General features: G+C 72.9%; 21 protein-coding genes, 1 tRNA gene and 1 pseudogene. 11 read left to right on the top strand and 12 right to left on the bottom strand.

The window, feature by feature from the left end; translation table 11 throughout:
* Positions 1 to 122: 122 nt before the first annotated feature.
* Entirely contained in the window at positions 123 to 812 is a 690-nt protein-coding gene (locus ACN261_RS03375) for a DedA family protein (RefSeq protein WP_425848351.1), read from the bottom strand.
* 157 nt (positions 813 to 969) lie between these two features.
* Positions 970 to 1,584 carry a DUF1349 domain-containing protein gene (locus ACN261_RS03370; RefSeq protein ID WP_421483900.1) on the bottom strand — a complete coding sequence of 205 codons (615 nt, stop codon included), beginning with the start codon at positions 1,582 to 1,584 and terminating at the stop codon, positions 970 to 972.
* 112 nt (positions 1,585 to 1,696) lie between these two features.
* On the opposite strand from ACN261_RS03370, the gene ACN261_RS03365 reads away from it, so the two are divergent.
* Together ACN261_RS03365 and fabG are read left to right on the top strand one after the other, a co-directional pair.
* Positions 1,697 to 3,349 (top strand): alpha-amylase family protein, encoded by a 1,653-nt coding sequence (locus tag ACN261_RS03365; protein WP_421483899.1) that lies wholly within the window; start codon positions 1,697 to 1,699, stop codon positions 3,347 to 3,349.
* Positions 3,350 to 3,467: 118 nt separating this feature from the next.
* Complete coding sequence (fabG, locus tag ACN261_RS03360) at positions 3,468 to 4,226, top strand: 3-oxoacyl-ACP reductase FabG (protein ID WP_421406097.1); 759 nt, start codon at positions 3,468 to 3,470, stop codon at positions 4,224 to 4,226.
* On the opposite strand, the pseudogene ACN261_RS03355 reads toward fabG, so the two are convergent.
* Both ACN261_RS03355 and ACN261_RS03350 read right to left on the bottom strand, forming a co-directional pair.
* Positions 4,199 to 4,679 (bottom strand): annotated as a pseudogene (locus tag ACN261_RS03355) (hypothetical protein). The gene fabG and the pseudogene ACN261_RS03355 overlap by 28 nt on opposite strands.
* Positions 4,672 to 5,076 carry a hypothetical protein gene (locus ACN261_RS03350; protein ID WP_204926896.1) on the bottom strand — a complete coding sequence of 135 codons (405 nt, stop codon included), beginning with the start codon at positions 5,074 to 5,076 and terminating at the stop codon, positions 4,672 to 4,674. The pseudogene ACN261_RS03355 and the gene ACN261_RS03350 overlap by 8 nt, the downstream one beginning before the upstream one ends.
* Before the next feature lie 203 nt (positions 5,077 to 5,279).
* Between ACN261_RS03350 and ACN261_RS03345 the strand changes: the two genes are divergently transcribed.
* Both ACN261_RS03345 and erm read left to right on the top strand, forming a co-directional pair.
* A complete protein-coding gene (locus tag ACN261_RS03345; RefSeq protein WP_421483898.1) occupies positions 5,280 to 6,185 on the top strand; it encodes a Gfo/Idh/MocA family protein in 906 nt (301 codons plus the stop codon).
* A 732-nt stretch (positions 6,186 to 6,917) separates the two neighbouring features.
* On the top strand, positions 6,918 to 7,739 hold the full coding sequence (erm, locus tag ACN261_RS03340; RefSeq protein ID WP_425848346.1) for an ErmE/ErmH/ErmO/ErmR family 23S rRNA (adenine(2058)-N(6))-methyltransferase: 822 nt from the start codon (positions 6,918 to 6,920) through the stop codon (positions 7,737 to 7,739).
* A 29-nt stretch (positions 7,740 to 7,768) separates the two neighbouring features.
* On the opposite strand, the gene ACN261_RS03335 is transcribed toward erm, so the two are convergent.
* The gene (locus ACN261_RS03335) at positions 7,769 to 7,960 is read right to left on the bottom strand and encodes a DUF2795 domain-containing protein (protein ID WP_088642812.1); all 192 of its coding nucleotides are present in this window, start codon (positions 7,958 to 7,960) and stop codon (positions 7,769 to 7,771) included.
* 90 nt (positions 7,961 to 8,050) lie between these two features.
* Here ACN261_RS03335 and ACN261_RS03330 point away from each other — a divergent pair, with 90 nt between their 5' ends.
* Positions 8,051 to 9,307, top strand: coding sequence for an erythromycin esterase family protein (locus tag ACN261_RS03330; RefSeq protein ID WP_421483896.1), 1,257 nt, complete (start codon positions 8,051 to 8,053; stop codon positions 9,305 to 9,307).
* 103 nt (positions 9,308 to 9,410) lie between these two features.
* Here the strand turns inward: ACN261_RS03330 and ACN261_RS03325 are convergent, their stop codons facing one another.
* The 3 genes from ACN261_RS03325 to ACN261_RS03315 form a co-directional block, all read right to left on the bottom strand.
* Positions 9,411 to 11,606, bottom strand: coding sequence for an MMPL family transporter (locus ACN261_RS03325; RefSeq protein WP_425848343.1), 2,196 nt, complete (start codon positions 11,604 to 11,606; stop codon positions 9,411 to 9,413).
* 13 nt (positions 11,607 to 11,619) lie between these two features.
* Positions 11,620 to 12,207, bottom strand: coding sequence for a TetR/AcrR family transcriptional regulator (locus ACN261_RS03320; RefSeq protein WP_421483894.1), 588 nt, complete (start codon positions 12,205 to 12,207; stop codon positions 11,620 to 11,622).
* A gap of 85 nt (positions 12,208 to 12,292) precedes the next feature.
* Positions 12,293 to 12,625 carry a winged helix-turn-helix transcriptional regulator gene (locus ACN261_RS03315; protein ID WP_421486911.1) on the bottom strand — a complete coding sequence of 111 codons (333 nt, stop codon included), beginning with the start codon at positions 12,623 to 12,625 and terminating at the stop codon, positions 12,293 to 12,295.
* 202 nt (positions 12,626 to 12,827) lie between these two features.
* Here ACN261_RS03315 and ligD point away from each other — a divergent pair, with 202 nt between their 5' ends.
* Positions 12,828 to 13,787 carry a non-homologous end-joining DNA ligase gene (gene ligD, locus ACN261_RS03310; RefSeq protein ID WP_425848341.1) on the top strand — a complete coding sequence of 320 codons (960 nt, stop codon included), beginning with the start codon at positions 12,828 to 12,830 and terminating at the stop codon, positions 13,785 to 13,787.
* A gap of 302 nt (positions 13,788 to 14,089) precedes the next feature.
* Here the strand turns inward: ligD and ACN261_RS03305 are convergent.
* The 4 genes from ACN261_RS03305 to ACN261_RS03290 all read right to left on the bottom strand — a co-directional run bounded on the left by ACN261_RS03305 (position 14,090) and on the right by ACN261_RS03290 (position 16,817).
* A tRNA-Arg gene (locus ACN261_RS03305) sits at positions 14,090 to 14,164 on the bottom strand.
* 281 nt (positions 14,165 to 14,445) lie between these two features.
* Complete coding sequence (locus ACN261_RS03300; RefSeq protein WP_421483892.1) at positions 14,446 to 15,141, bottom strand: winged helix-turn-helix domain-containing protein; 696 nt, start codon at positions 15,139 to 15,141, stop codon at positions 14,446 to 14,448.
* Between the two features lie 184 nt (positions 15,142 to 15,325).
* Complete coding sequence (locus ACN261_RS03295) at positions 15,326 to 15,991, bottom strand: DUF305 domain-containing protein (protein WP_425848338.1); 666 nt, start codon at positions 15,989 to 15,991, stop codon at positions 15,326 to 15,328.
* Positions 15,992 to 16,001: 10 nt separating this feature from the next.
* Complete coding sequence (locus ACN261_RS03290) at positions 16,002 to 16,817, bottom strand: DUF3105 domain-containing protein (RefSeq protein ID WP_421483890.1); 816 nt, start codon at positions 16,815 to 16,817, stop codon at positions 16,002 to 16,004.
* A gap of 98 nt (positions 16,818 to 16,915) precedes the next feature.
* Here ACN261_RS03290 and argS point away from each other — a divergent pair, with 98 nt between their 5' ends.
* The 5 genes from argS (at position 16,916) to ACN261_RS03265 (ending at position 25,883) form a co-directional block, all read left to right on the top strand.
* Positions 16,916 to 18,580 (top strand): arginine--tRNA ligase, encoded by a 1,665-nt coding sequence (gene argS / locus ACN261_RS03285; RefSeq protein WP_421483889.1) that lies wholly within the window; start codon positions 16,916 to 16,918, stop codon positions 18,578 to 18,580.
* Positions 18,581 to 18,585: 5 nt separating this feature from the next.
* Positions 18,586 to 19,971: a diaminopimelate decarboxylase gene (lysA, locus tag ACN261_RS03280; RefSeq protein ID WP_425848335.1), complete on the top strand. Its 1,386-nt coding sequence runs from the start codon at positions 18,586 to 18,588 to the stop codon at positions 19,969 to 19,971.
* A gap of 8 nt (positions 19,972 to 19,979) precedes the next feature.
* A complete protein-coding gene (locus tag ACN261_RS03275) occupies positions 19,980 to 21,293 on the top strand; it encodes a homoserine dehydrogenase (RefSeq protein ID WP_204926961.1) in 1,314 nt (437 codons plus the stop codon).
* 114 nt (positions 21,294 to 21,407) lie between these two features.
* On the top strand, positions 21,408 to 22,457 hold the full coding sequence (thrC, locus tag ACN261_RS03270; RefSeq protein ID WP_145921470.1) for a threonine synthase: 1,050 nt from the start codon (positions 21,408 to 21,410) through the stop codon (positions 22,455 to 22,457).
* A gap of 153 nt (positions 22,458 to 22,610) precedes the next feature.
* Positions 22,611 to 25,883: an efflux RND transporter permease subunit gene (locus tag ACN261_RS03265; protein ID WP_425848331.1), complete on the top strand. Its 3,273-nt coding sequence runs from the start codon at positions 22,611 to 22,613 to the stop codon at positions 25,881 to 25,883.
* Positions 25,884 to 25,902 lie beyond the last annotated feature (19 nt).

Raw genomic sequence — 25,902 nt, 5'->3', positions numbered from 1 at the left:
CCGGTCAGCCGGTCCGGCTCCACCTGGCGGTCCACCGGCCTCGCGGCCCCTCGGGCGGCGTGACCGGGGCCGGCCGGGCGGTGCGGTGGCCCGGTCAGCGGTCGGCGGTCAGCGGTCGGCGGTCACCGACCGGCGGTCACCGACCGGCGGTCGTCCCGGTCGTCCCGGTCGTCCCGGTCGCGGCGGGAGTGGATCTTCTTGCCCGCCCAGCTCACGATCATGACGGCGAAGACCGCGAAGATGGCGTAGTTGAACCAGTCGCTGTACTTCTCCACGTCCTGCCAGCGCGAGCCCAGCGTGTAGCCGAGGCCGACGACCAGCGCGTTCCACACCCCGCTGCCCAGCGTGGTGAGCAGCACGAACTCGCCCATCGGCATCCGGTTCGCGCCGGCCGGGACGGAGACCAGGCTGCGCACCACCGGCACCAGCCGGCCGATCAGCACCGCCCACCGGCCGTGCCGCTCGAACCAGCGGTCGGCCTTTTCCAGATCGTCCCGGTCGACCAGCGGGATGCGGTCCAGCCAGTGCTTGAGCCGTTCCTCGCCGATCGCCGCGCCGAGCCAGTAGAGCACCAGCGCGCCGACCAGCGAACCGACAGTCGCGGCGACGATGATCAGCACCAGGTTGAACCGGCCCTCGGCGGCGAGGTAGCCGGCCATCGCCAGCACGATCTCACTCGGGATCGGCGGGATGATGCTCTCCAGCGCCACCAGGAAGGCGACGCCGACCGCGCCGAGGGAGTCGATGACGCCCGCCACCCATCCGGTCAGCCCGGTGAACTGGTTCGGGTCGACGTTCTCGGCGAGAGCCATGGGCGTCCTTCCAGCGGGCCGGCGGGATCGGACAGTGGTACCCAGCCGGCCACCACTTACACCCTGCCGTGAGTGAGCCCACCCCGTCCGGGCCCGGCCGCGCGCTGCGACCTGCGCCGTCGTGCCGACCGGGCGGCCCCGCCGGCTGAGCCGCTGATCAGTCCGAGGAGTGCAGTCCCCGGTCCGCCGGCCCCTGCCGCCAGCCGGTGAACCGGACGGTCAGCCCGCCCCGGGTGGGCGCACAGCAGAACGGCCCGGCCAGCGCCACCGCGTCCGGGTCGAGCGGGGCGAGCCGCACCAGCCGCCACGGCCCGTCGGCGACCCGCGCCCGGACCGTCAGCGCGTCGCCGTCGCGGCTGGCCCGTACGGTCACCTCCCGGCCCTGCCAGTCCGGCACCGGGGCCACCGACCAGTCGGAGAACTCCCGGGTCACCACCGCGCCGACCTGCGGCAGTCCGTCGCTGACCTCCACCCCGGCCTTGATCCAGTTCCGCTCGTCCACCCGGACCAGCACCCCGGCCTGGTCGAACTGGGCGGTGTAGTCGAGCAGGAAGTCCACCTCGACCGCGCCGCCGGTCGGCAGCGGGGCGAGCAGCGCCGGCCCGTCGTCGTGGACGAAACCGTAGCTGGTGTGCCGCCACAGGTCGCTGTTGGCGGCCGGCTCCACCAGCAGCGCGCCGTCACCGGCCCGGTCCACCCGTACCGGTGGGTGCAGCCACCGGCCCTCGTCCCAGTCGAGCGTGCGGGAGCCGTCCGTCGGATGCGCAGCCATGCCCGGACCGTACCCCGCACCGGCCCGTCCCGGGTCGGTGCGGCGGTCGCCGGCGGACGGTGGAACGGGACTCGCGTTTGCGGCGTCGGCGCACCGGAGACATTAGGCCGGCATGGGTGACAGGTGGTATTCCGAGGCCGTCGTCTACTGCCTCGACGTCGACACGTACGCGGACTCCGACGGCGACGGGGTCGGTGACTTCCGGGGCCTGATCGGCCGGCTCGACTACCTGGCGCGGCTGGGGGTGACCTGCCTCTGGCTCAACCCGATCCATCCCTCGCCCAACCAGGACGACGGATACGACGCGACCGACTTCTACAACGTCGACCCGCGCCTGGGGACCCTCGGTGACTTCGCCGAGCTGCTGCACCAGGCACAGAACCGGGGCATCCGGGTCATCATCGACCTGGTGGTCAACCACACCTCCGACCAGCACCCGTGGTTCCAGTCCGCCCGGTCCTCGCCCGACTCGCCGTACCGTGACTGGTACGTCTGGGCCGACCACGAGCCGGCGGACCGGCACCAGGGCATGGTGTTCCCGGGCGAGCAGCACGAGACGTGGAGCTACGACCGGACCGCCAAGGCGTGGTACTACCACCGCTTCTACAAGTTCCAGCCGGATCTCAACATCGAGAACCCGAAGGTCCGCGAGGAGATCAAGAAGATCACTTCGTTCTGGCTCCAGCTCGGCGTCTCCGGGTTCCGGATGGACGCCGTGCCGTTCATCATCGAGCGGACCGAGCCGGGCAACCCGGACGCGCCCAAGGACTTCGACTTCCTCACCGACCTGCGCCAGCACGTGCAGTGGCGACGCGGCGACGCGGTGCTGCTGGCCGAGGCGAACGTCGAACCCGACCAGCTCCCGGTCTATTTCGGCGACGGCAGCGGCTCGGGCAACCGCATCCACATGCTCTTCGACTTCATGCTCAACGGCCGGCTGATGCTCGCCCTCGCCCGGGAGGACCCGGAGGCGATCATCGACGCGCTGCGCGACACCCCGAAGCTGCCCACCGGCGGCCAGTGGGCGACCTTCCTGCGCAACCACGACGAGATCGACCTGTCCCGGCTCACCGCCGACCAGCGCAACGACGTGCTGGCGAAGTTCGGCCCGGACGAGAACATGCAGCTCTACGGCCGGGGCATCCGGCGACGGCTCGCCCCGATGCTCGGCAACGACCGCCGGCACATCGAGCTGGCGTACGCGCTGCAGTTCTCGTTGCGCGGCACGCCGGTGCTGCGCTACGGCGAGGAGATCGGGATGGGGGAGAACCTCGCGCTGGACGGGCGGGACGCGATCCGTACCCCGATGCAGTGGTCGTACAAGGAGAACGGCGGTTTCTCCACGGCGGACCCGGAGAAGCTGATCCGCCCGGTGATCGACAAGGGTGACTTCGGCTACCAGAAGGTCAACGTCACCGCCCAACGGGGCGACTCGACGTCGTTGCTGGCCTGGTTCGAGCGGATGATCCGGACCCTGCGGGAGGCCCCGGAGATCGGCTCCGGTTCGACCACGCACATCGACGTGCCGATGCCGGCCGGGGTGCTCGCACACCGCGCCGACGGCCCGACCGGCACCATGGTCTTCCTGCACAACCTCGGCACCGAGGACGTGGAGGTGGACCTGAGCACCCTGGCCGCCGAGGCGGACCTGCCGATAGACGTCCTGACCGACCGGGGTTACGGCGACGTGGGCAAGCTGGACAGCCTGAAGCTGGGCGGGCACGGCTACCGCTGGATCCGGCTCTGCCGTTCCACCACCTACTGACCGGCAGCTCCGCCCACCGACCGGCACGTCCGTCGACGTCCCTGCCCGGCAGGGACGTCGACGGACGTCGGGGCGGGTAGGCTCCTCCGATCGAGCCAGAAGTTACCGGGAGGTAGTCATGTCGGAGGAGTCCCGCGTCGCCATCGTCACCGGAGCCGCGCGCGGTATCGGCGCGGCCACCGCCCGGCGGCTTGCCGCCGACGGGATGGCCGTCGCCGTGGTCGACATCGACGAGGCGGCGACCGGGCCGACCGTGGACGCGATCACCGCCGCCGGTGGCCGGGCCCTCGGCGTCGGCGCGGACGTCGCCGACCGGGAGCAGGTCGAGGCCGCCGTCGACCGGGTCGCCACCGAACTGGGCGGGCCGACCGTGCTGGTCAACAACGCCGGGGTGCTGCGGGACAACCTGCTGTTCAAGATGACCGACGCTGACTGGGACACCGTGCTGGGGGTGCACCTGCGCGGCGCGTTCCTGTTCAGCCAGGCCGCCCAGCGGCACATGGTCGAGCGGAAGTACGGCCGGATCGTCAACCTCTCCAGCACCTCCGCGCTGGGCAACCGGGGCCAGGCCAACTACGCGGCGGCCAAGGCCGGCCTGCAGGGCTTCACCAAGACCCTCGCGATCGAGCTGGGGCCGTTCGGGGTGACGGTCAACGCGGTCGCCCCCGGCTTCATCGTCACCGACATGACCGCCGCCACCGCCGCCCGGATGAAGGTCGACTTCGACGACCTCCAGAAGCACGCCGCCGCCGAGATCCCGGTCCGTCGTCCGGGCCGCCCGGAGGACGTCGCGCACACCATCTCGTTCCTGGTCAGCGAGGGCGCGTCCTTCGTCTCCGGTCAGGTCATCTACGTCGCGGGCGGCCCGAAGGACTGACCGGGGCCGGGGCACCCGCGCCGGGAGCCGGCGTCAGGCGTCGGCGGCGGTGCGGGTGCGCCACAGCCAGAGCAGCCCCAGCACGGGCAGCACCAGCGGGATGTAGCCGTACCCGCTGCCGAAGCCGGACCAGACCGTCTCGTCGGGGAACAGTTCGGGGTCGACCAGGCTGAGCACGCCGACCCCGACCACCCCGACCAGCTCCACCGAGCAGCAGGCCAGCGCGACCCGCCGGCCGGCGTGCCCGGCGCGGGCCAGCCCGACCGCCGCCACGATGTAGATCAGCGCGGCCACGGCCGAGAGCAGGTACGCCACCGGCGCCTCGTCGAACTTCGTGGCGATCTGGAGCCCGGCCCGGGAGGTGGCGGCGATGGCGAACAGGAGGTAGACGGCGATCAGCAACCGTCCCGGCCCCGCGTTGGTGGCGCGCCGCGCCGTCCGGGTGTCAGCCACCGACGACCTCCCAGGTCTGTTGCAGCCGGACCACGACCACCGGCAGGACCAGGCAGACCGCGCAGACGATCGCCGACCCCCACCGGGTAGGTTCCATCCGGGCCAGCACCCAGGCCAGCGGGGGCAGGCAGACCAGCGTCACCAGGTAGCCGAAGAACGCGCCCGGCTCGCCCGCCCGCTCACCCCCGACGACGGCGACCAGGGCCAGCACGGTCAGCGCGAGCAGCGCCACCTCCAGCAGGCCCAGCCCGACCGACTGCACCAGGTCCGGCGGCCGGTGCCGGACCGCCGCCACCAGGGCCCACAGCGCGAGTACGAGCGACAGCCCGATCGTCACGGTGGCGAGCACCCCGTCCACCGGCGACCCGGCCGACGCCGCGCCGGTCATCGCCGCCATCCGATCGGTGTCTCGGTCACCGGCACAGCCTACTAACCGGCGTAGTAATCACCGTCGTCCCGGTCCCGGGTCGGCGGCCCGGGACTCCGGGCGGCGGCCCGCCGGTGCGGGTAGGTGGCCCTCGGCTGCGGAAACAGGGGTGGGTGACTAGCGTGGATCACGGCCGCGACGGGCGTGGCCGACGACGAGACCGGGGGTACCCCGTGCTGCGGTTCGGCCTGTTCGGCACCGGTCACTGGGCGGCGCGCACGCACGCCGCCGGGCTGGACGCCCATCCCCGCGCCGAACTGGTGGGGGTCTGGGGACGCGACCCCGAACGGGCCGCCGCGCTGGCCACCCGGCACGGCGTCCCGGCCTTCGACGACGTCGACGCGCTGCTCGACGTCTGCGACGCGGTGGCCGTGGCGCTGCCCCCGGACGTGCAGGCCGGGATCGCCGTCCGGGCCGCCACCGCCGGCCGGCACCTGCTGCTGGACAAGCCCCTCGCGCTGAGCCTCGACGAGGCCGACCGGGTGGTCGCCGCCACGCGGTCCGCCGGGGTGGCCTCGGTGGTCTTCTTCACCCAGCGCTTCCACCCCGACGTCGACGGCTTCCTCACCGCCACCGCCGCGGCCGGCGGCTGGCAGCACGCCCGCGCCACCCAGTTCGCCTCGATCTATGCCCCCGGCAGCCCGTACGGCGGCTCCCGGTGGCGGCGGGAGCAGGGCGCGCTGTGGGACATCGGCCCGCACGCGCTGTCGATCGTGCTGCCGGTGCTCGGCCGGGTCACCCGGGTCGCCGCGATGGACGGCCCCGGCGGGCTGGTGCACCTGCTGCTCACCCACGACGGAGGTGCGACAAGTGCGCTGTCGCTGACCCTGGACGCGCCGCCGACGGCGTTGACCCGGGACTTCGTCTTCTACGGGGACAACGGCGTCGAGGCCGTACCGCCGGGCGACGGCAACGCGCTGACCGCGTTCGGTACGGCCGTCGACCAACTGCTGGGGCAGGTCGACTCGGGTGACCGGGACCACCGGTGTGACGTCCGGTTCGGCCGGGAGGTGGTGGCGGTCCTGGCGGCTGCGGAGACCGCCCGCGCCGAGGCCCGCACCGTCGATCTCCGACCCTGACCCCTGCCCCTTGCCGCCCCGGTCAGGCCGGTCGGTGGTCAGGTGGGGTATCGGCCCGGGTCGGTGACCGGAGAGTCGTCGGTGGCGGGGCGGGGCGGGGCGTGGCGTTGGCCGGCGGGTCGGTGGCCGGTTCGACGTGCTGCCCCGGACGTCATTCCTGAGAGTCATGAATATGCCCCCGTGTCATGACGGTGGGCGGGCAAGAGTTGTCCTGTCGAGGTGACCGTGGGTCACTGGTTGCCGACATCGGTGATCGCCCGCCGACGGAACGGCTGGTCCCGACCCGCTCACCCCTCCAGATGTGCGGGCCACCCGGGGCGCCGCGGGGGCTGGCCGGATCGGCGGGGGTCGTGGTGGAACGCCGGAAAAACGCGTTGCGCACCGTGGGGTGTGCGCTAGCGTGGCCGCCATGTGTATGCATGCCCTGATCACCGTGGCCGTCACGTCGGCCGCGCGGGGCCCCCTCCTGGTGGCCCGTCCGCGAGTCCGGCGTCCGGCCCTGGCCGGCCGGGACGCCCACCGCGCCTGACCCGAAGCACCATCCCGGCCTGACCGCCACCGTGGTCTGACCGTCACCGGGGCCTGACCGCCGGCCCCCGGCTGCGCTCTCTTCGCGTCGCGTCCCCGCCGATCTCTCCAGGGCCGTCCGAGTCCCGATCCACTCGGACCGGCCCGGCATCGTGCTGCGCCTGTCCGTACCGTCGCCGAGCGGCGACAGACAGGACGAGCCCCGTGGCGCCCCGCCCCGACCGCACCACCGCACGCGACCGGTCCCGTCGCGTACTGTCGCAGAACTTCCTCGCCGACCCGGCCGCCGTGAGCCGGATGGTCCGGGCGGCCCGTACCCGCCCGGACGACCTGCTGTTGGAGGTGGGTGCCGGCCGTGGCCAGCTCACCCGGCCACTGGCGCAACGGTGCGGCCGGCTGATCGCCTACGAGGTCGACCCGACCGTCATCCCCGCCCTGGCGGCGGTGTGCGCGACGCTGCCGCACGTGCGGCACCGGCAGGCCGACTTCCTGACCGCCGCGCCCCCCGACGAACCGTTCGACGTCGTCGGCAACGTTCCCTGGTCGCTGACCGCGGCGGTGGTCCGCTGGTGCCTCGCCGCGCCCCGGTTGCGCGCGGCCACCCTGCTCACCCAGTGGGAGTACGCCCGCAAGCGGACCGGTGACCTCGGTCGGTGGAGCCGGCTGACCGTGCTGACCTGGCCGGAGTACCACTGGCGGCTGTCCGGCCGGGTGGCCCGCACCGCGTTCCGCCCGGTGCCCGCCGTCGACGGGGGCATCCTGCGGATCGAACGCCGGCCGGCGGCGCTGCTGGACCCGGCCGGGCTGCCCGCGTACCGGAAGATGGTGGAGCTGGGGTTCGGCGGAGCGGGCGGGTCGCTCGCGGCCTCGCTACGCACGGCCCATCCGGGCCGGCGGGTCGACGGCGCGCTGCGGGCGGCGCGGCTGGACCCGGCGACCCCGGTCGGCCTGGTCTGGCCGGAGCAGTGGCTGGTGCTGTTCCGGTTGCTGCACGCTTCCACGGGTCGCGCCGGTGGCCGGCGGTGACCGGTAGGCGCGGGTCAGGTGGGGGCGGCTCAGGCCAGGGTGCCGAGGGCCTCGTGCAGCTCGGCCGGGTCGTCGAACTGCCCGGCGGGCAGCGCCCGCAGCATCTGGAGCAGTTCGGTGCCGGCGCCGTTCTCCTGACCCCAGCGGACCAGGTCCTCGCGGGAGACCGGGTAGTCGAGCCCGGCCAGGTACTCCTGCAACTGCATCCCGGTGACGGTCATGCCGCCGGCTACCCGTTCCACCCGCCCCCACACCGCCCACCGCGCACCGGACGGCGGTTTGTCGGCCGACCCTGCCGGGTAGCCCCGCCCATGCTGGTACAGCGGCTCGGTACGCCGAGCGACTTCGACCCGCTGCTGGAGCGCGCCCGGGACGCCCGGGTGGTGATGATCGGCGAGGCGACGCACGGCAGTCACGACTACTACCGGTTGCGTGAGCAGCTCACCCGACGGCTCATCGCCGAGCAGGGGTTCGACTTCGTGGCGGTGGAGGGCGACTGGCCGGACTGCGACCGGGTGCACCGTTCGGTGGTGGGCGCGCCCGGTGGCGCGCAGGACCCGCGTACCGCGCTGGGCCGGTTCACCCGTTGGCCCACCTGGATGTGGGCCAACGCCGAGGTGGACCGGTTCTGCCGCTGGCTGCGGGCCTGGAACCTGGAGCGTCCCGAGCGGGAACGGGCCGGTTTCCACGGGCTCGACGTCTACAGCCTGTGGGAGTCCATGCAGGCCATCTTCGACTACCTCGGCGAGGAGGACCCGAAGTCGATGGAGGCGGCGCAGGACGCGTACCGGTGCTTCGAGCCGTACGGCCGGCGGGTCGAGGAGTACGGCGCGGCCAGCCGGTTCGTTTCGGCCCGCTGCGAGGAGGAGGTGATCCGGCTGTTGGCGCGTACCCGGGCACACGTGGTCTCGGACGGCCCGGACGCGTTCGCGGCCTGGCAGAACGCGGAGGTGGTGGCCGGCGCGGAGCGGTACTACCGGGCGATGGTGCACGGCGGGCCGGACTCCTGGAACGTGCGCGACATCCACATGGCCGACACCCTGGACCGGCTGCTCACCCGCTACGGCCCGGGATCACGGGGGATCGTCTGGGCGCACAACACGCACATCGGGGACGCCCGCGCCACCGACATGGCCGGCGACGGGATGGTCAACATCGGCCAGCTCGCCCGGGAACGCCTCGGCCGGGACGCGGTGACGCTGATCGGCTTCGGCGGCTACCGGGGCACCGTGGTCGCCGCCCCGCACTGGGGTTCACCGGCCGAGGTGATGGCGGTGCCGCCGGCCCGGGAGGGCTCGGTGGAGTGGCGGCTGCACGAGGTGCTGCCGGAGCGGGCGGTGCTCGTCTTCGGCGGCCCCGACCAGCCCGACTGGGTCACCGGCACCGTCGAGCACCGGGCCATCGGGGTGGTCTACGACCCGACCTTCGAACGCTGGGGCAACTACGTGCCGAGCCGGCTGGCCGACCGCTACGACGCCCTCGTCTGGTGCGACGAGTCCACCGCCCTGCACCCGCTCCCCACCCACACCACCACAGGCGAACTGGAAACCTACCCCGCCGGCGTATAACCCCGTCCCCCCGCGACTCCTCCGTGGATCATGGAGTTGTGGTGCCCGGTCCGGGGGTTTTCCTCCCGTTCCGTCCGGCACCACAACTCCATGATCGGCAGGGTCAGGCGTTGACCGGGTGTTTGTCGAGGTGGGCGCGGAGGCCTTCGCCCTCGATGTCGACGTTGGGCAGGGCCCGGTCGAGCCAGCGGGGGAGCCACCACGCCCTGGCGTTCAGCAGGGACATCACGGCGGGGACGATGGTCATCCGGACCACGAAGGCGTCGATGGCGACACCGACGGCGAGCGCGAAGCCCATCGACTTGATCACCGGGTCGTCGAGGAAGACGAAGCCGCCGAAGACCGACATCATGATCAGCGCGGCGGCGGTGACCACCCGTGCCCCGTGCCCCATCCCGTTGATGGTGGCCTGCCGGGCCGTGTCGCCGTGCACGAAGTCCTCCCGCATCCGGGAGACCAGGAAGACCTCGTAGTCCATGGCCAGGCCGAACAGGATGCCGATCAGCAGGATCGGCAGGAAGCTGATCAGCGGGGCCGGGCTGTCCAGGCCGACCAGGCTGGCGAGGTGACCCTGCTGGAACACCGCGACGGTGATGCCGAAGGTGGCGGCCACCGTGAGCAGGAAGCCCAGCGCGGCCTTCACCGGCACCAGGATCGACCGGAAGACCAGCATCAGCAGCAGGATCGACAGCCCCACCACGAGCAGCAGGTAGACCGGCATCGCGTCGGACAGCTTCTCGGACACGTCGATGCCGATCGCGGTGACGCCGGTCAGCAGCACCTCGGCGTTGCCGATCGAGCCCACCCGGTCCCGGATGTCGTGCACCAGCGTCTCGGTGGCTGCGTCGGTCGGCCCGCTCTTCGGGATCACCCCGATCAGCGCCGTCCGGCCGGAGGGGTCGAGCTGCGGCGGGGCCACCGCCAACACCCCGTCCGTACGCTGGACCAGCGCGGCGACCTGCGGCACGGCGGTGGCGGTGTCCTGCGGGGAGTCCGAGGTGACCACCACGGCGAGCCGGCCGGTGAAGCCCGGACCGAAGCCCTCCCGGATCAGGTCGGCGCTGGTGCGGGCCGGGCTGCCCACCGGGGCGGTGCTGGCGTCCGGCAGCGCGATCCGCATGTCCTGCGCCGGCAGGGCGAGCAGCCCGAGACCGAGCAGGCCGACCAGGATCACCGGGATGCGCAGCCGGGTCACCCACTGCGCCCAGCGGAACCCGAAACCGGAGCGGTCCTCGGCGGCCGGCACGGCGTCCACGGCGTCGGTGGCCTCGGTCACCGGGGTGACGTTGCGTAGCTTGCGGGGCAGCACCCGGCGGCCGGCGAACCCGAGCAGCGCCGGGGCGAGGGTGATCGCCACCAGCACCGCCACGCTGACCGTGCCGGCGGCGGCCAGACCCATCACGGTGAGGAACGGGATGCCGACCACGGCGAGGCCGGCGAGCGCGATGACCACGGTGGCGCCGGCGAAGAGCACGGCGGAACCGGCGGTGCCGACGGCCCGGCCGACCGCCTCCTCCGGGGTGAGCCCTTCGAGCAGGTGCTGCCGGTGCCGCGAGGTGATGAACAGCGAGTAGTCGATGCCGACCGCCAGGCCGAGCATCAGGGCCAGGATGGGTGCGGTGCTGGTCAGTTCGACCACGCTGCTGAGCGCGAACAGGCCGGCCATGCCGACCCCGACGCCGATCAGCGCGTTCAGCATGGTCATCCCGGCCGCGACCAGCGAGCCGAACGTGATGATCAGGACGATCGCGGCGACGAGCACACCCAGCGCCTCGGTCGAGCCGACCTCCGGCTCCGCGTTGAGCACCTCACCGCCGGGGGCGATCTGCCACCCCTGGGCCTCGGCCTGCGCGCCGACCTTCTCGTACGCCGCCCGCTGGTCGTCGGTGACGTCGTCCGCGCCGGTGGCGAACTGCACCTGGATCAGCGCGTAGCGGCCGTTGGGGGTGATCGCCTGGGACTGGTACGGGTCGACCGCGCCGATGACGCCGGGCAGGGTGGCCGCCTCCTGGACGACCCCCTTCACCACGGCCTGCCCGTCGGGGGTGGTCAACTGGCCGTCGGCGGGTGCCTTCACCGCGATGGTGCCGGTGGCGCCGCTGGCTGCCGGGAACCGCTCGGCGAGCAGGTCCAACGCCTGCTGCGACTCGGTGCCGGGCATGGTGAAGTTGCTGGCCGTCGGGCCCTTCAGGGTGGCGGCGGCGATGCCGAGGCCGACGAGTACGACGAGCCAGACGGCGACGACGAGTCGCCGGCGGCGCAACGATGCCCGGCCTAGCCGGTACAGCAGGGTCGCCATCAGATCCTTGTCCTCAATCCTGGTGTTGGTGGTCGAGAGGTGGCCGTGGTGGCGGCGGTGCGGGGGTGACGAGCACCCGCTGGGCGACGGCCAGCAGGGCGGGACGCAGTTCCTCGTCGGAGATGTCGGCGAACGCGCCGCACCCCTCGGCGATGCCGGCGAGCAGCACCAGCGCGGCGACCCGCGCGTCCTGCCCACCGTCGGGGCCGGTCATCGCCTCGATCAGCCGCTCGGAGATCCGCTGGATGTGGGCGAAGGCCGGTTGGGCGAGCAGTTCCGGGAACTCCCCGCGCAGCAGCGCGATCTCACCCCGGAACCGCACCGCGAGGTCGACGAAACCCTCCGCCGCCACGCGTTGCGCCGCCGCGCCGGTCAGCGCCGAGATCCGCTCGTCCAGCTCGCAGAGAACCGCGATCGGTCCTGCCATCAGCTCGGCGAGCAGGGCCTCCTTGCTGGCGAAGTGGTAGAGCACCGCCGCCTTGGAACAGCCCACCTCGCGGGCGATGTCCTGCAACGAGGTGCCCTTGTAGCCGGTGACCGCGAACCGCCGGGCCGCTGCGGCGAGGATCTCGCCGTGCGTGCGGGGGGTGCGCCGGATCATGCGTTCCAGCATGCCTGACCGATCGGTCAGACACTGACCGATCGGTCAGAGCAAGTCGGTGGCGTTCGCCACAGCGCGGCGTCGCTCACCCCCGGCCGTGCTCCCGGTCGTACGCCGCCCGCGCCTCGCTGATCGCCGTCCGGTGCCGGTCCGCCCAGGCGGTCAGCGCCCGCAACGGCTCGTACAGCTCCAACGCCATCGGGGTGGCCCGGTACTCGACCCTCGGCGGCACGCCCGGATGCACCAGGCGGTGCAACAGGCCGTCCCGTTCCAGGTTGCGCAGGGTCAACGTGAGCATCCGGCGGCTGATCCCCTCGACCTGCCGGGTCAGCTCCGAGAAGCGGACCGGGCCGGGGGAGGCGGCCAGCAGGATGCCGATCGCCCACTTACCGCCCACCCGGTCCAGCGCCTCCCGCAGGGTGCAGTCGCCGTCCCGCCCGCCACCGGCACACCCGTCGCCGTCCTGGTCCCCGCCGTGCTGTCGGCCGTCGCTGTGTTCCCGGGACACGAGGGCTCTCCTTCCGCCGGTGTCATGGTCACAGACGGACACCCCGACGCCGGGACCGGCCGTCGACCGTGTCGGGGTTGCGCCGGGCCGGCACGGCCGGGAGGGTGGGCGGATGGGTGGGGCGGAGGAGACGCGGGACGGGGTGGGCCTGACCAACCTGGGCCAGCCGCTGCTCGCCGGCAGTGACCTGACCAAGCGGGACCTGGTCGACTACCTCGACGCCGTACACGGGCGCATCCTGCCCGGCCTGCGCGACCGGCCGCTGTCGGTGGTCCGGCTGCTGCGCGGGCAGGAGCCGTTCATGCAGAAGAACCTGCCCAAATACACCCCCGACTGGGTACGCCGCACCGCGATCTGGGCCGAGACCTCGCACCGCCAGGTGTCCTACGCGCTCTGCGACGACCGGCGCACCCTGCTCTGGTTCGCCAACCAGCGGGCGATCGAATACCACCCGGCGCTGGTCACCGCGACCCGCCCCGAGCAGCCCACCCACCTCGTGCTCGACCTCGACCCGCCCGAGGGGGACGCCTTCCCGGCGGTGGCCCGGGTCGCCGGGGCGGTCCGCCGGGCGCTGGCCGACGTCGGGCTGGCCGGCGCGGTGAAGACCAGCGGGGCCAAGGGGCTGCACGTCTTCGTACCGGTGCACCCGGACACCACCGCCGAGGAGGTGGCCGCCGCGACCCGGGCGCTCGCCGTGCACACCGAGCGTCTCGACCCGCAGGTGGCGACCACCGCCTTCATCCGCGAGGACCGGGGCGGCCGGGTCTTCGTCGACCCCACCCGGGCCGGCGGGGCGACGGTGGTCGCCGCGTACAGCCCCCGGATGCGCCCCGGGCTGCCGGTCTCCTTCCCGGTAGCCTGGGACGACCTCGACCGGGTCACCCCGGCCGACTTCACCGTGCGGACCGTCCCGGCGATGCTCGGCGACCGGGACCCGTGGGCCGGGGCGATGCCCGCGCCGCAGCGCCTCCCCGCCGACCTGGTGGCCGAGGGGCGGACCATCCCGGTGCCCCGGGTGCAGGCGATGCACGAGGGGAAACGCCGCGCCAGGGCCCGCCGCGAAACCCCCTGACCCGCCGCCTGCCCGGGATGGGCGGTGGCCGGCCGGGCGTCTGCCCGGCATCGACTCCCGGGGACGCCTGTCCCGCCCGGCGGCGACCGGGTCACCGTGGGTGCCCGCCCAGCCCGGCGGTGATCGACTCTCGTGGGCCGGTGTGGCGGCATCGTCGAGCCGTGACAGCGCCACGGGGGCGACATCGGGTCGATCACCGCAGTGGCACGGACACCCGCCACGGGCCGGTGATGGCCGGACACACGACGAAGGCCGCTGATCGGGTTTCCCCTGTTCAGCGGCCTTCTCGTGCTGGTCGTCCGTGGTGCCCCCGGCAGGATTCGAACCTGCGCCCCCGCCTCCGGAGGGCGGTGCTCTATCCCCTGAGCTACGGGGGCTCAGCGACCTGAGAAGAGTAGCAAACCCCCTCCGGGATCACCGAATCGCCACCCGGCACCCCTCGGCGCATCACGCTGACCTGCGTGATCATGAGGGCGGGCCGGTGTCGACCGCGACGGCCGTCGGCGGCGGAGCGTCACCGGCGGCCGGGCCGGGCGGATCGGCCACCGGCCGGGCGGATCGGCCACCGGCCGGGCGGATCGGCCACCGGCCGGGCGGACCGCCACCGCCACCAGTCGGGCGGACCGAGGCCGGTGGCGGTGGCCGATGTTCGGGGTGGTCAGGCGGCGGCCAGGGTGCGTCCGCAGCTCGGCAGCGGGTGCAGGACGATGCGCCGGGGCAGCCGGCGGGGCCACTCGTTGCGGGGCCAGGAGCCGTCCACGATCAGGTGCACCGGGTGCTGGTCGGCGCCGCTGAGCCGGAGCACGAAGTCGCGGGGCAGCGGCGGGTCCACGCTCGGTGTGGTGACCATGAACCGCACCCGGCCCCGGGAGGACACCGCCGAGATCACCTCGGCGGCGGGCATGGTGCCGCGCAGGCGTACCCGGCCGATCCAGTAGACCTCCGCGTCGTGTTCCTGGGCGGCCCGGGTGATGGCCGGGTACTCGCCGCGTACCCAGCGTTCGACCGCGCCGACGCAGAGCCCGCAGGCCCGCTCGCGCGGTTCCCGGGGACCCAGCCCCCAGGCCCGCAGGTACGCCCCGACGGTGCCGGTGTCCATGGTGAGGTCGAAGCGGCGCTGGATCAGCGCGGCGAGGCTCTGGCGTGTCCAGAGTTCCTCGTCCAGCCCGAACGTGTCGGGGTGGACGCCACGCAGTACGTCGATCAGTTCGAGTTCCTGTTGCCGGCTGAGCGCTCCCGACTCGCCCTGCCGGTGTCCGCGACGGGCGGCTGCCACCGCTCCGTCACCGCCGATGGTGTGGCGTCGGCACCAGCTGGTGACCGAGCGCCGCGCGTCTCTGAGTGCAACCCCCACGTCCTACGCAACGAGTACTAATCGCAACTGGTCACGATATGTAGGTAGAAACCTCTCGTAGAGCGTCAAAGGTGCGCAGCTCGCCAAAGATGCAAATCACCCATAACCCGTCATTGGGTCGGTGAACGCGGGGAGGCCCGCGTCCGCCGGAGCGGTACGCGGGCCTCCCGGGAGGTCGGGCGGGTCAGCCGCCCAGGCGCTTCAACGCGTTCTGCAGGTTGGTCAGGTCGGTCTGCTGGGTGTTCTTCATGGTCTGGGCGACCTTGCGGACGTCGTCGTCGCTGCCGGCGTCGAGGATGCCCTGGATCATGTGGATGCCGCCGAGGTGATGCTTGATCATCATCTGGAGGAAGAGGACGTCCAGCTCGCGCCCCTGGGCGACCCGCAGCTTGGCCATCTCCTCCGGCGTCGCCATACCCGGCATCAGGCCGTTCTCGACCGTGGCCCCGTCGGGCATCCAGGCCATCCGGGGCTCGCTGCCGGTCGGGTCGAGCCCCCACGACCGCAGCCAGGTCTGCATGGTGCCGATCTCGCCCTGCTGGCCGGTGGCGATGTCGCCGCCGATCTGCCGCACCTCGGGGTCGGTGCCCCGGTCGAAGGCGATCAGCCCCATCTCGACCGCCTGGGCGTGGTGGGTGCTCATGTCCCGGGCGAAGCCGGCCTCCGCCGAGCTGTCCCCCGGCCGGGTCAGCGTCGGGGTGAGCAGTCCGCCGGCGTACCCGAGCAGGAGGCCGACCACGACGGCGGCGGCCAGCGCGAGCACGCCGTAACGGCCGGCGGGCCGCCGGTCACCTGCGGAGGTGACCGGGGGCTCGACGGGCGGCGTGTCGGTCGTCGCGGGAGCGGTCATCGCCACGTCCTCACTGGGTGGGCTGCTGCTGTTGCTGCGGGAGGTTGTCGCGCGGGGCGGTGCCGGTGGCCGTGATGCCCTGACCGCAGTTGGCGTTCGGGCCCTCGACCGAGGCGTTCACCCGCAGGGTCTTGATGAACTCGTCGATCCGGCTGTCGTCGGCGTTGTCGACCTTGAGCTGGTAGCCCCACGCCTGGAGCGAGATCGGCTTGTCCAGCCCCTCGAACGGGCTGAGCATGGCCTTCTCGACGCCCTGCACCTTGCCGCGGAGCTTGCTGACCTGGTCGGCCGGCAGGTCGGGGCGGTAGGTGATCCACACCGTGCCGTGCTCCAGGCTGTGCACCGCGTGCTCGTTGGCGATCGGGGCGTCGTAGACGTCACCCATGCAGTTCTGCCAGGCCGGGTTGTGCGGGCCGGCCACCGGCGGGAGCACGTCGTACTTGATCGCGCCCTGCTGGTGCTGGCCACCCTGGACGAGCTTGGGGTCCTTGTCCCGGAAGTCGACGATGCCGTCGATGTCGGCGGCCCGCTGCTCCCACGACTTGGAACCCTGGAAGGCCGCGTACGCGCCGTAGCCGATGATCGAGACGGCGAGCACGCCCACGGCGACGAACAGGGCGATCGGGCCCCAGGACCGGCCCTGGCTCACCTTCACCGGCGTGATCGGCTTGCGGGGGCCCTTACCGCCCGAGGTCTGCCGGGGCGCGCCCGCGGACTTGCCGCCCCCGGGCTTGGCGTCGGCCGCGGGCCGGCCGGCCGCCGGCTTCTTACCGGTGCTGACCACGGTCGGACGGCGCTGCGGGCCGCCCGGGGTGCTGATGCTCATCGTGCCTCGTCAGGTCGGTCGGTCAGGGGATCTGGCGGGCCGGGTGACGCTCAGGGTCGCCGCCGAGTGCCCGAGTCTACCCCCGATAACATGGTTCGGTGACTCCCGCAGAACTGGCCGAGGTCGTCCTCTCCGCAGCCCACGCCGTTTTCACCGAGCGTGGGCTCGACCCCGCCGCGCTCCCGGCGCACACGGCGGTGGAGCGACCGCGCAATCCCGACCACGGCGACTACGCCTCGACGCTGGCGCTGCAGCTCAGCAAGAAGGTGGGCGTCCCGCCCCGGGAGTTGGCCGCCGCGCTGGCCGACCAGCTCGGCCGGGCGGCCGGGATCAAGTCGGTGGAGATCGCCGGCCCCGGGTTCCTCAACATCCGGCTCGACGCCGCCGCCGCCGGCCAGCTCGCCCGGGTGATCGTCGAGGCCGGCGAGGAGTACGGCCGCAGCGACCGGCTCGCCGGCCAGCGGATCAACCTGGAGTTCGTCTCGGCGAACCCGACCGGCCCGGTGCACATCGGCGGGGTCCGCTGGGCGGCGGTCGGCGACGCGCTCAGCCGGCTGCTGCGGGCCACCGGCGCCGACGTCGGCACCGAGTACTACTTCAACGACGCCGGGTCGCAGATCGACCGGTTCGCCCGGTCGCTGCTGTGCGCCGCGAAGGGCGAGCCGGCCCCCGAGGACGGCTACGGCGGGGCGTACATCGCCGAGATCGCCGAGCAGGTCAGGGCGGTCCGGCCGGACGTGCTCGACCTGCCCGACGGCGAGGCCCAGGAGGTGTTCCGGGTCGAGGGCGTCACGCTGATGTTCGCCGAGATCAGGTCCTCGCTGCGCGGCTTCGGGGTGGAGTTCGACACCTACTTCAACGAGAAGGACCTGCACGACCGGGGTGAGCTGGACCTCGCCCTGGACCGGCTGCGCGCGCAGGGCCACCTGTACGAGGCCGACGGGGCGACCTGGCTGCGCACCACCGACTTCGGCGACGACAAGGACCGGGTGCTGCGCAAGTCCAACGGCGAGTGGACGTACTTCGCCGCCGACTGCGCCTACTACCTGGACAAGCGGGAACGCGGCTTCGAGCGGGTCGTGATCATGCTGGGCGCCGACCACCACGGCTATATCGGGCGGATGAAGGCGATGTCCGCCTGCTTCGGCGACGACCCGGCGGTCAACCTGGAGATCCTCATCGGCCAGCTGGTCAATCTGGTCCGCGACGGCGTGCCGCTGCGGATGAGCAAGCGCGCCGGCACCGTGGTCACCCTGGAGGACCTGGTCGACGCGATCGGGGTGGACGCCTCCCGCTACGCGCTGGCCCGCTACTCCAGCGACTCGCCCATCGACATCGACGTCGAGCTGTGGACCCGGGCCACCCGGGACAACCCGGTCTACTACGTGCAGTACGTCGCCGCCCGGACGGCGAGCGTCGGCCGTAACGCCGCCGAGGTCGGCCTGAGCCGGGGCGACGGGGCCGGGTTCCGTCCCGAGCTGCTCGACCACGACAAGGAGAACGAGCTGCTCAAGGCGCTCGCCGAGTTCCCCGCCGTGGTCGCCGCCGCCGCCGAGCTGCGCGAGCCGCACCGGGTGGCCCGCTACCTGGAGGACCTCGCCGGGGCGTACCACCGGTTCTACGACAACTGCCGGATCCTGCCGCGCGGTGACGAGGAGGTCACCGACCTGCACCGGGCCCGGCTCTGGCTCAACGACGCCACCCGTACGGTGATCGCCAACGGCCTGCGCCTGCTCGGCGTCTCCGCCCCGGAGAGGATGTAGCCCTGATGCGTGCCCACGAAGCCGGTGCCCTGCACGGCGACATCGGCCACCGGGGGCCGGCCTGGCTGCGTCCGCCGGCCGACGTCAACGCCCTGGTGCCGCAGCTCTGGCCGCGCCAGGTCGAGCGCGGCGCTGACGGCGCGCTGACCGTCGCGGGTCTCGACGTCCGCGAGCTGGCCGCCGGGTACGGCACCCCGGCGTACGTCCTCGACGAGGACGACCTGCGCTCGCGCGCCCGGGACTTCCGGGACGCCTTCCCCGACGTGGACGTCTACTACGCCGGCAAGGCGTTCCTCTGCCGGGCGGTGGTCCGGATGATCGCCGAGGAGGGCCTGTACCTGGACGTCTGCTCCGGCGGCGAGCTGGCCACCGCGCTGTCGGCCGGGATGCCGCCGGAGCGGATCGGCTTCCACGGCAACAACAAGTCCGTCGCCGAGCTGACCCGGGCGCTGGACGCCGGGGTGGGTCGGATCATCCTCGACTCGTTCACCGAGATCGACCGGCTCACCGCGCTGGCCCGGGAACGCGGGGTGCGTCCCGGCGTGCTGATCCGGGTCACCGTCGGGGTGGAGGCGCACACCCACGAGTTCATCGCCACCGCCCACGAGGACCAGAAGTTCGGTTTCTCGCTGGCCGGCGGGGCCGCCGCCGCGGCGGCCTTCACGGTCATCGACGAGGGCGTGCTGGACCTGCGCGGGCTGCACTCGCACATCGGTTCGCAGATCTTCGACACCAGCGGCTTCGAGGTCTCCGCCCGCCGGGTGCTGGCCCTGCAGGCGCAGATCCGCGACGCCCGGGGGGTGGAGCTGCCCGAGCTGGACCTGGGCGGCGGCTTCGGCATCGCGTACACCACGCAGGACGACCCGTCGACCCCGGCGGAGCTGGCCAAGCGGCTCCGCAAGATCGTCGACTCGGAGTGCGCGGCGGAGAACCTGGCCGTCCCGCACCTGTCGATCGAGCCGGGCCGGGCCATCGTCGGCCCCGCCGTGTTCACCCTCTACGAGGTCGGCACCGTCAAGGACGTCGACGGGCTGCGCACATACGTCAGCGTGGACGGCGGGATGAGCGACAACATCCGGACCGCCCTGTACGACGCGTCGTACTCGGCGACCCTCGCCGGCCGGGCGTCGACGGCCGAGCCACTGCTGGCCCGCGTGGTGGGAAAGCACTGTGAGTCCGGGGACATCGTGGTGAAGGATGAATTCCTGCCCGCCGACGTGCGGCCCGGAGATCTTGTTGCGGTCCCCGGCACGGGGGCGTACTGCCGGAGCATGGCCAGCAACTACAACCATGTGCCCCGCCCCCCGGTGGTAGCGGTGCGTGACGGCCGAGCCCGGCTGATCGTACGGCGGGAGACCGAAGAAGACCTGCTCGCTTTGGATGTGGGATGACGTCACCTGTGCGCTTGGCCCTGCTCGGCTGCGGAACGGTCGGTAGCGAGGTGGTCCGGCTGCTGCACGAGCAGGCCGCCGACCTGGCCGCCCGGATCGGCGCTCCGCTGGAGATCGCCGGTATCGCCGTGCGCCGGCTCGGCCGGGATCGGGGTGACCTCCCCGTCGACCCGGCGCTGTTCACCACCGACCCGCTCGGCCTGATCAAACGCGACGACGTGGACGTCGTCGTCGAGGTGGTCGGTGGCATCGAGCCGGCGCGGAGCTGGCTGGTGGAGGCGCTGCGCGCCGGCAAGAGCGTGGTCACCGCCAACAAGGCGCTGCTCGCCGAGGACGGCGCGTCACTGCACGACGCGGCGGCCGAGGGCGGGGCCGACCTCTACTACGAGGCGTCCGTCGCCGGGGCGATCCCGCTGCTACGCCCGCTGCGCGAGTCGCTGCACGGCGACCGGATCAACCGGGTCACCGGCATCGTCAACGGCACCACCAACTTCATCCTCTCCGCGATGGACGCCACCGGCGCCGGCTTCGCCGAGGCGCTGGACGAGGCGACCGAGCTGGGGTACGCCGAGGCCGACCCGACCGCCGACGTGGAGGGCTTCGACGCCGCCGCGAAGGCCGCCATCCTGGCCTCGCTCGCGTTCCACACCCGGGTCACCGCCGCCGACGTGCACCGCGAGGGCATCACCGAGGTCACCGTCGCCGACATGGCCAGCGCCAAGGCGATGGGCTGCACCATCAAGCTGCTCTGCATCGCCGCCCGGGGCACCGACGCCGCCGGTCGGGAGACGGTCAGCGTCCGGGTGCACCCCGCGATGATCCCGCTGACCCACCCGCTGGCCAGCGTCGGCGACGCGTTCAACGCGGTCTTCGTCGAGGCCGAGGCGGCCGGGCAGCTGATGTTCTACGGTCGGGGGGCCGGTGGCGCGCCGACGGCCAGCGCGGTCCTCGGCGACGTGGTCGCGGTGTCCCGTAACCGGCTCGCCGGTGCCCACGCGGCCAGCGAGTCCGCCTACGCCGACCTGGCGGTCCGGCCGATGGGCGAGGCGTTGACCCGCTACCACATCAGCCTCGACGTGGTCGACCGGCCGGGGGTGCTCCAGGCGGTGGCCGGGGTGTTCGCCAGGCACGACGTGTCCATCGCCACCGTCCGGCAGGGGCCGGCCGGCGGCGGTCCGGCCGGCCGTGGCGAGGACGCCGACCTGGTCATCGTCACCCACGTCGCCCCGGACGCCGCGCTCGCCGCGACGGTGGGGGAGCTGCGCGGGCTGGACATCGTCCGGTCGGTGGCGAGCGTGCTGCGGGTCGAGGGCGGGGCATGACCCGGCGTCTCGCCTGATGGTTATCGACGGGTGTGCCGGGGCCCGGTCGACGAGGCTGGTCCAGGCTGGCAGGGGCCCCGGCACGGCCGGGGCGGCAGAGGCGAGGAGAGCGACATGTGGCGGGGCCTGATCGAGACGTACCGGGACCGGCTGCCGGTCACCGACGCCACGCCCGTGGTCACCCTGCACGAGGGGAACACCCCGCTGCTGCCCGCGCCGGCGCTCTCGGCCCGGCTCGGCGCGGACGTCTATCTCAAGGTCGAGGGGGCCAACCCGACCGGCTCGTTCAAGGACCGCGGGATGACCGTCGCCGTCTCCAAGGCCGTCGAGGCCGGCGACAAGGCGATCATCTGCGCCTCCACCGGCAACACCAGCGCCTCCGCCGCCGCGTACGCGGCCCGCGCCGGGATCACCTGCGCGGTGCTGGTGCCGCAGGGCAAGATCGCGCTGGGCAAGCTGGCCCAGGCGCTGGTGCACGGGGCCAAGCTGCTCCAGGTGCAGGGCAACTTCGACGACTGCCTGGCGCTGGCCTCCAAGCTCGCCCAGGACTTCCCGGTGGCCCTGGTCAACTCGGTCAACCCGGACCGGCTGCACGGCCAGAAGACGGCCGCCTTCGAGATCGTCGAGGCGCTCGGTGACGCCCCCGACATCCACTGCCTGCCGGTCGGCAACGCCGGCAACATCTCCGCCTACTGGATGGGCTACTCGGAGGACCTGCGGGACGGCAACGCCACCCGCGCCCCGAAGATGTACGGCTTCCAGGCCGCCGGGGCGGCCCCGATCGTCAGCGGCCAGGTGGTGCCGGAGCCGTCGACGATCGCCACCGCCATCCGGATCGGCAACCCGGCGAGCTGGACCAAGGCGCTCGACGCCCGGGACGCCTCGCAGGGCCTGATCGCCGCGGTGACCGACCGGGAGATCCTGGCGGCGTACCGGCTGCTGGCCCGGGAGGTGGGGGTCTTCGTCGAGCTGGGCAGCGCGGCCAGCGTGGCGGGTCTGCTCCAGCAGGGGGCCGAGGGTCGGGTGCCGGCCGGGGCGACGGTGGTCTGCACGGTCACCGGTCACGGCCTGAAGGACCCGGAGTGGGCGATCTCCACCGCGCCCGCCCCGATCACCATCGCCAACGACGCCCTCACCGCCGCCCGCTCGCTCGACCTCGCCTGATCCTGACCCCGCCCCGGGCGGCGGCGCCGGCCCCGTGCCGTCCCCCGTCGACCCGGCCGGCGGATGACGTGACCACCCCGTTACGGGTAGGGAATACCGGGTCGGGCAGACTTTCCCCACGCCCATCCCCTCTCCCAGGAGTGAGCCACGCCGATGTCGCTGCTCGCCAGATCCAGCCTCGCCAACCGGGGGCTCGTCGCCCTGATCGCGGTGGTGACCGCGGCGTTCGGGGCGTTCACCGTCCCCTCGCTCAAGCAGCAGTTGCTGCCCTCGCTGGAGTTCCCCGGCGCGTTCGTCGTCGCGGTCTACCCGGGTGCCTCGCCGGAGATCGTCGAGGCGCAGGTGACCGAGCCGATCGAGAACAGCCTCCAGAGCATCCCCGGGCTGGAGAAGGTCACCTCCACCTCGCGGGAGGGGTCGGCGACGATCGCCGTGGAGTTCGTCTTCGGCACCGACGTCGACGACGTGGCCAACAAGATGCAGACCGCGCTGAGCCGGGTCGACGCGCAACTGCCCGACGACGTGGACCCGCAGGTCATCACCGGCAGCACCGACGACCTGCCGGCCGTGGTGCTGGCCGCCACCGGCGGCGGTGACGAGCAGGCCCTCGCCGCCAAGCTGCGCGACACGGTGGTCCCCGAGCTGGAGGGGATCGACGGGGTCCGCACGGTCGCCGTCACCGGCACCCGCGAGCAGGTCGTGACGATCGTGCCGGACCCGGCGAAGTTCGCCGCCGCCAAGCTGAGCCCGACCGCGATCGCCACCGCGCTGAAGTCCAACGGCGTCGCCGTCCCGGCCGGCGCGGTCGTCGACGGCACCACCGCGCTGCCGGTGCAGGTGGGTGCCCCGGTCACCACCCTCGACCAGCTGCGTGGCATCGCCCTCACCCCGACCGCGCCGAAGGCCGCCCCGGTCCGGCTCGGCGACGTGGCGACCGTCGAGCAGCAGCTCGCCCCGGCCACCGCCATCACCCGCACCAACGGCAAGGAGAGCATCGGGGTCCAGATCACGGCCGCGCAGGACGGCAACGCCGTACGGATCTCGCACGACATCCGGGACCGGCTGGACGACCTGCGGTCCGCCTCGGGCGCCGAGCTGACCATCGTGTTCGACCAGGCCCCGTTCGTGGAGAAGTCGATCGAGAGCCTGACCACCGAGGGGCTGCTCGGTCTGCTGATGGCGGTCGTGGTGATCCTGGTGTTCCTGCTGTCGGTCCGGTCCACCCTGGTCACCGCCGTGTCCATTCCGCTGTCGGTGGTGGTGGCGCTGCTCGCCCTCTGGGCCGGCGACTACTCGCTCAACCTGCTCACCCTGGGTGCGCTCACCATCGCGGTCGGGCGGGTGGTGGACGACTCGATCGTGGTGTTGGAGAACATCAAACGCCACCTGGAGTATGGCGAACCCAAGCGGGACGCGATCGTCACCGCCGTCCGCGAGGTGGCCGGGGCGGTGACCGCGTCGACGCTCACCACGGTCGCGGTGTTCGCGCCGATCGCGCTGGTGGGCGGGTTCGTCGGGCAGCTCTTCGCGCCGTTCGCGATCACCGTGACGGTGGCCCTGCTCGCCTCGTTGCTGGTGTCGCTGACGGTGATCCCGGTGCTGGCGTACTGGTTCCTCAAGCCGCCGCGTGACGGGGCGGACGAGGCGGTGCGTCGGGCCGCCGAGGCCAAGGAGCTGCGCAGCCCGTTGCAGCGGGCGTACCTGCCGGCGATCGGGTTCGCCACCCGGACCCGCGGGACCCGGTGGATCACCGTGGCGGTGGGCATCCTGCTGCTGTTCGGCACCTTCGGGCTGGCCCAGAAGCTGGAGACCAACTTCCTCGACGACTCCGGCCAGGACACCCTGAGCATCAGCCAGAAGCTGCCGGCCGGGTCCGGGCTGGCCGCCACCGACGAGGCCGCCCGCCTGGTCGAGGGGGTGCTGGCGCGTACCGACGGGGTCGAGACCTACCAGGTGAGCGCGGGCGGCAACGACCAGCCGTGGCTGGCCGGCGGCGGCAACAACACCGCCCGCTGGTCGGTGGCGCTCGGTGGCGACACCGACGCCAAGGAGATGAAGGAGGTCCTGCGCCGGGAGTTCGACCGGCTCGGTGCCAACGCCGGCGAGTTGAGCTTCGACAACGGGCAGGGCGGCACCTCGGGCAGCCAGTTGGAGGTGGTCGTCCAGGCCGCCGACACCGACACCCTGAACCGGGCCGCCGACCAGGTCCGGGCCGCGATGGCCGGCACCCCCGGCGTCGAGGACGTCGCCACCAGCCTGGCCGACCGGGTGCCCCGGGTCGACGTGACCGTCGACCGGTTGGCCGCGGCCCGGGTGGGCCTCAGCGAGGCGGCGGTCGGGCAGTTGGTGTCGCAGGCGTACCGGGGCAGCCCGCTGGGTCGGGTCACCCTCGACGGCGGGCAGCAGGACGTGGTGCTGCGGACGACGGCGGCCCCGCCGCTGACCGAGGAGCAGTTGCGGGCGCTGCCGGTGGGCCCGGTGAAGCTGGACGACATCGCCGACGTCACCCGGGGCGAGGGGCCGCAGCAGATCACCCGGATCGACGGTGAGCGCAGCGTCTCGGTGACCGGCACGGCCACCGGCTCCAACCTCGGCGCGACCACGACCGAGCTGAAGAAGCGGCTGGACGACGTGGACGTGCCGGGGGCGACGATCGCCGTGGGTGGCGCGAGCGCCCAGCAGGAGGACGCCTTCGGCGATCTGGGCCTGGCCGTGCTGGCGGCGATCGCGATCGTCTTCCTGATCATGGTGGCGACGTTCCGGAGCATCACCCAGGCGCTGATCCTGCTGATCTCCATCCCGTTCGCGGCGACCGGCGCGATCGGCCTGCTGCTGGTCACCGGGACCCCGCTGGGTGTGCCGGCGCTGATCGGCGTGCTCATGCTGGTCGGCATCGTGGTGACCAACGCGATCGTGCTGCTGGATCTGATCAACCAGTACCGGGCGCAGGGGATGGGCATCACCGAGGCGGTGGTCGAGGGCGGCCGGCGTCGGCTCCGGCCGATCCTGATGACGGCGGTGGCGACGATCTTCGCGCTGCTGCCGATGGCCTTCGGGCTGACCGGCGAGGGCGGCTTCATCTCCCAGCCGCTGGCGGTGGTGGTGATCGGTGGCCTGCTCAGCTCGACCCTGCTCACCCTGGTCCTGGTGCCGACCCTCTACACGATGGTGGAACGCACCAAGGAGTCGCTGCGCGAGCGGCGGGCCGGCCGGCGGGGGCGGACCTCCGACGGGGACGGGACCACCGCGACGCCCGCCGAGCCGGACGCCGAGGTGCCCGTGACGGTGGGTGCCCCGGCGGCCGAGGCGTCGGACGAACCACCGGCCCGGCCGGCCCCGTCGGCCGCGCTGGTGGACGGCACCGACCAGTTCGAGGTGCTGCGGCTGCCCAAGAGCCGCCGGTCGCCGCTGCCACCGAGCGAGTAGGCCCTCCCGGTCGCGTACG

Source organism: Micromonospora sp. WMMD723, from assembly GCF_049863385.1.
Taxonomy (GTDB): Bacteria; Actinomycetota; Actinomycetes; order Mycobacteriales; family Micromonosporaceae; genus Micromonospora; species Micromonospora wenchangensis.
The sequence above is the reverse complement of the archived record's forward strand: the minus strand, read 5'-3'. Positions and strand labels throughout refer to the sequence as shown.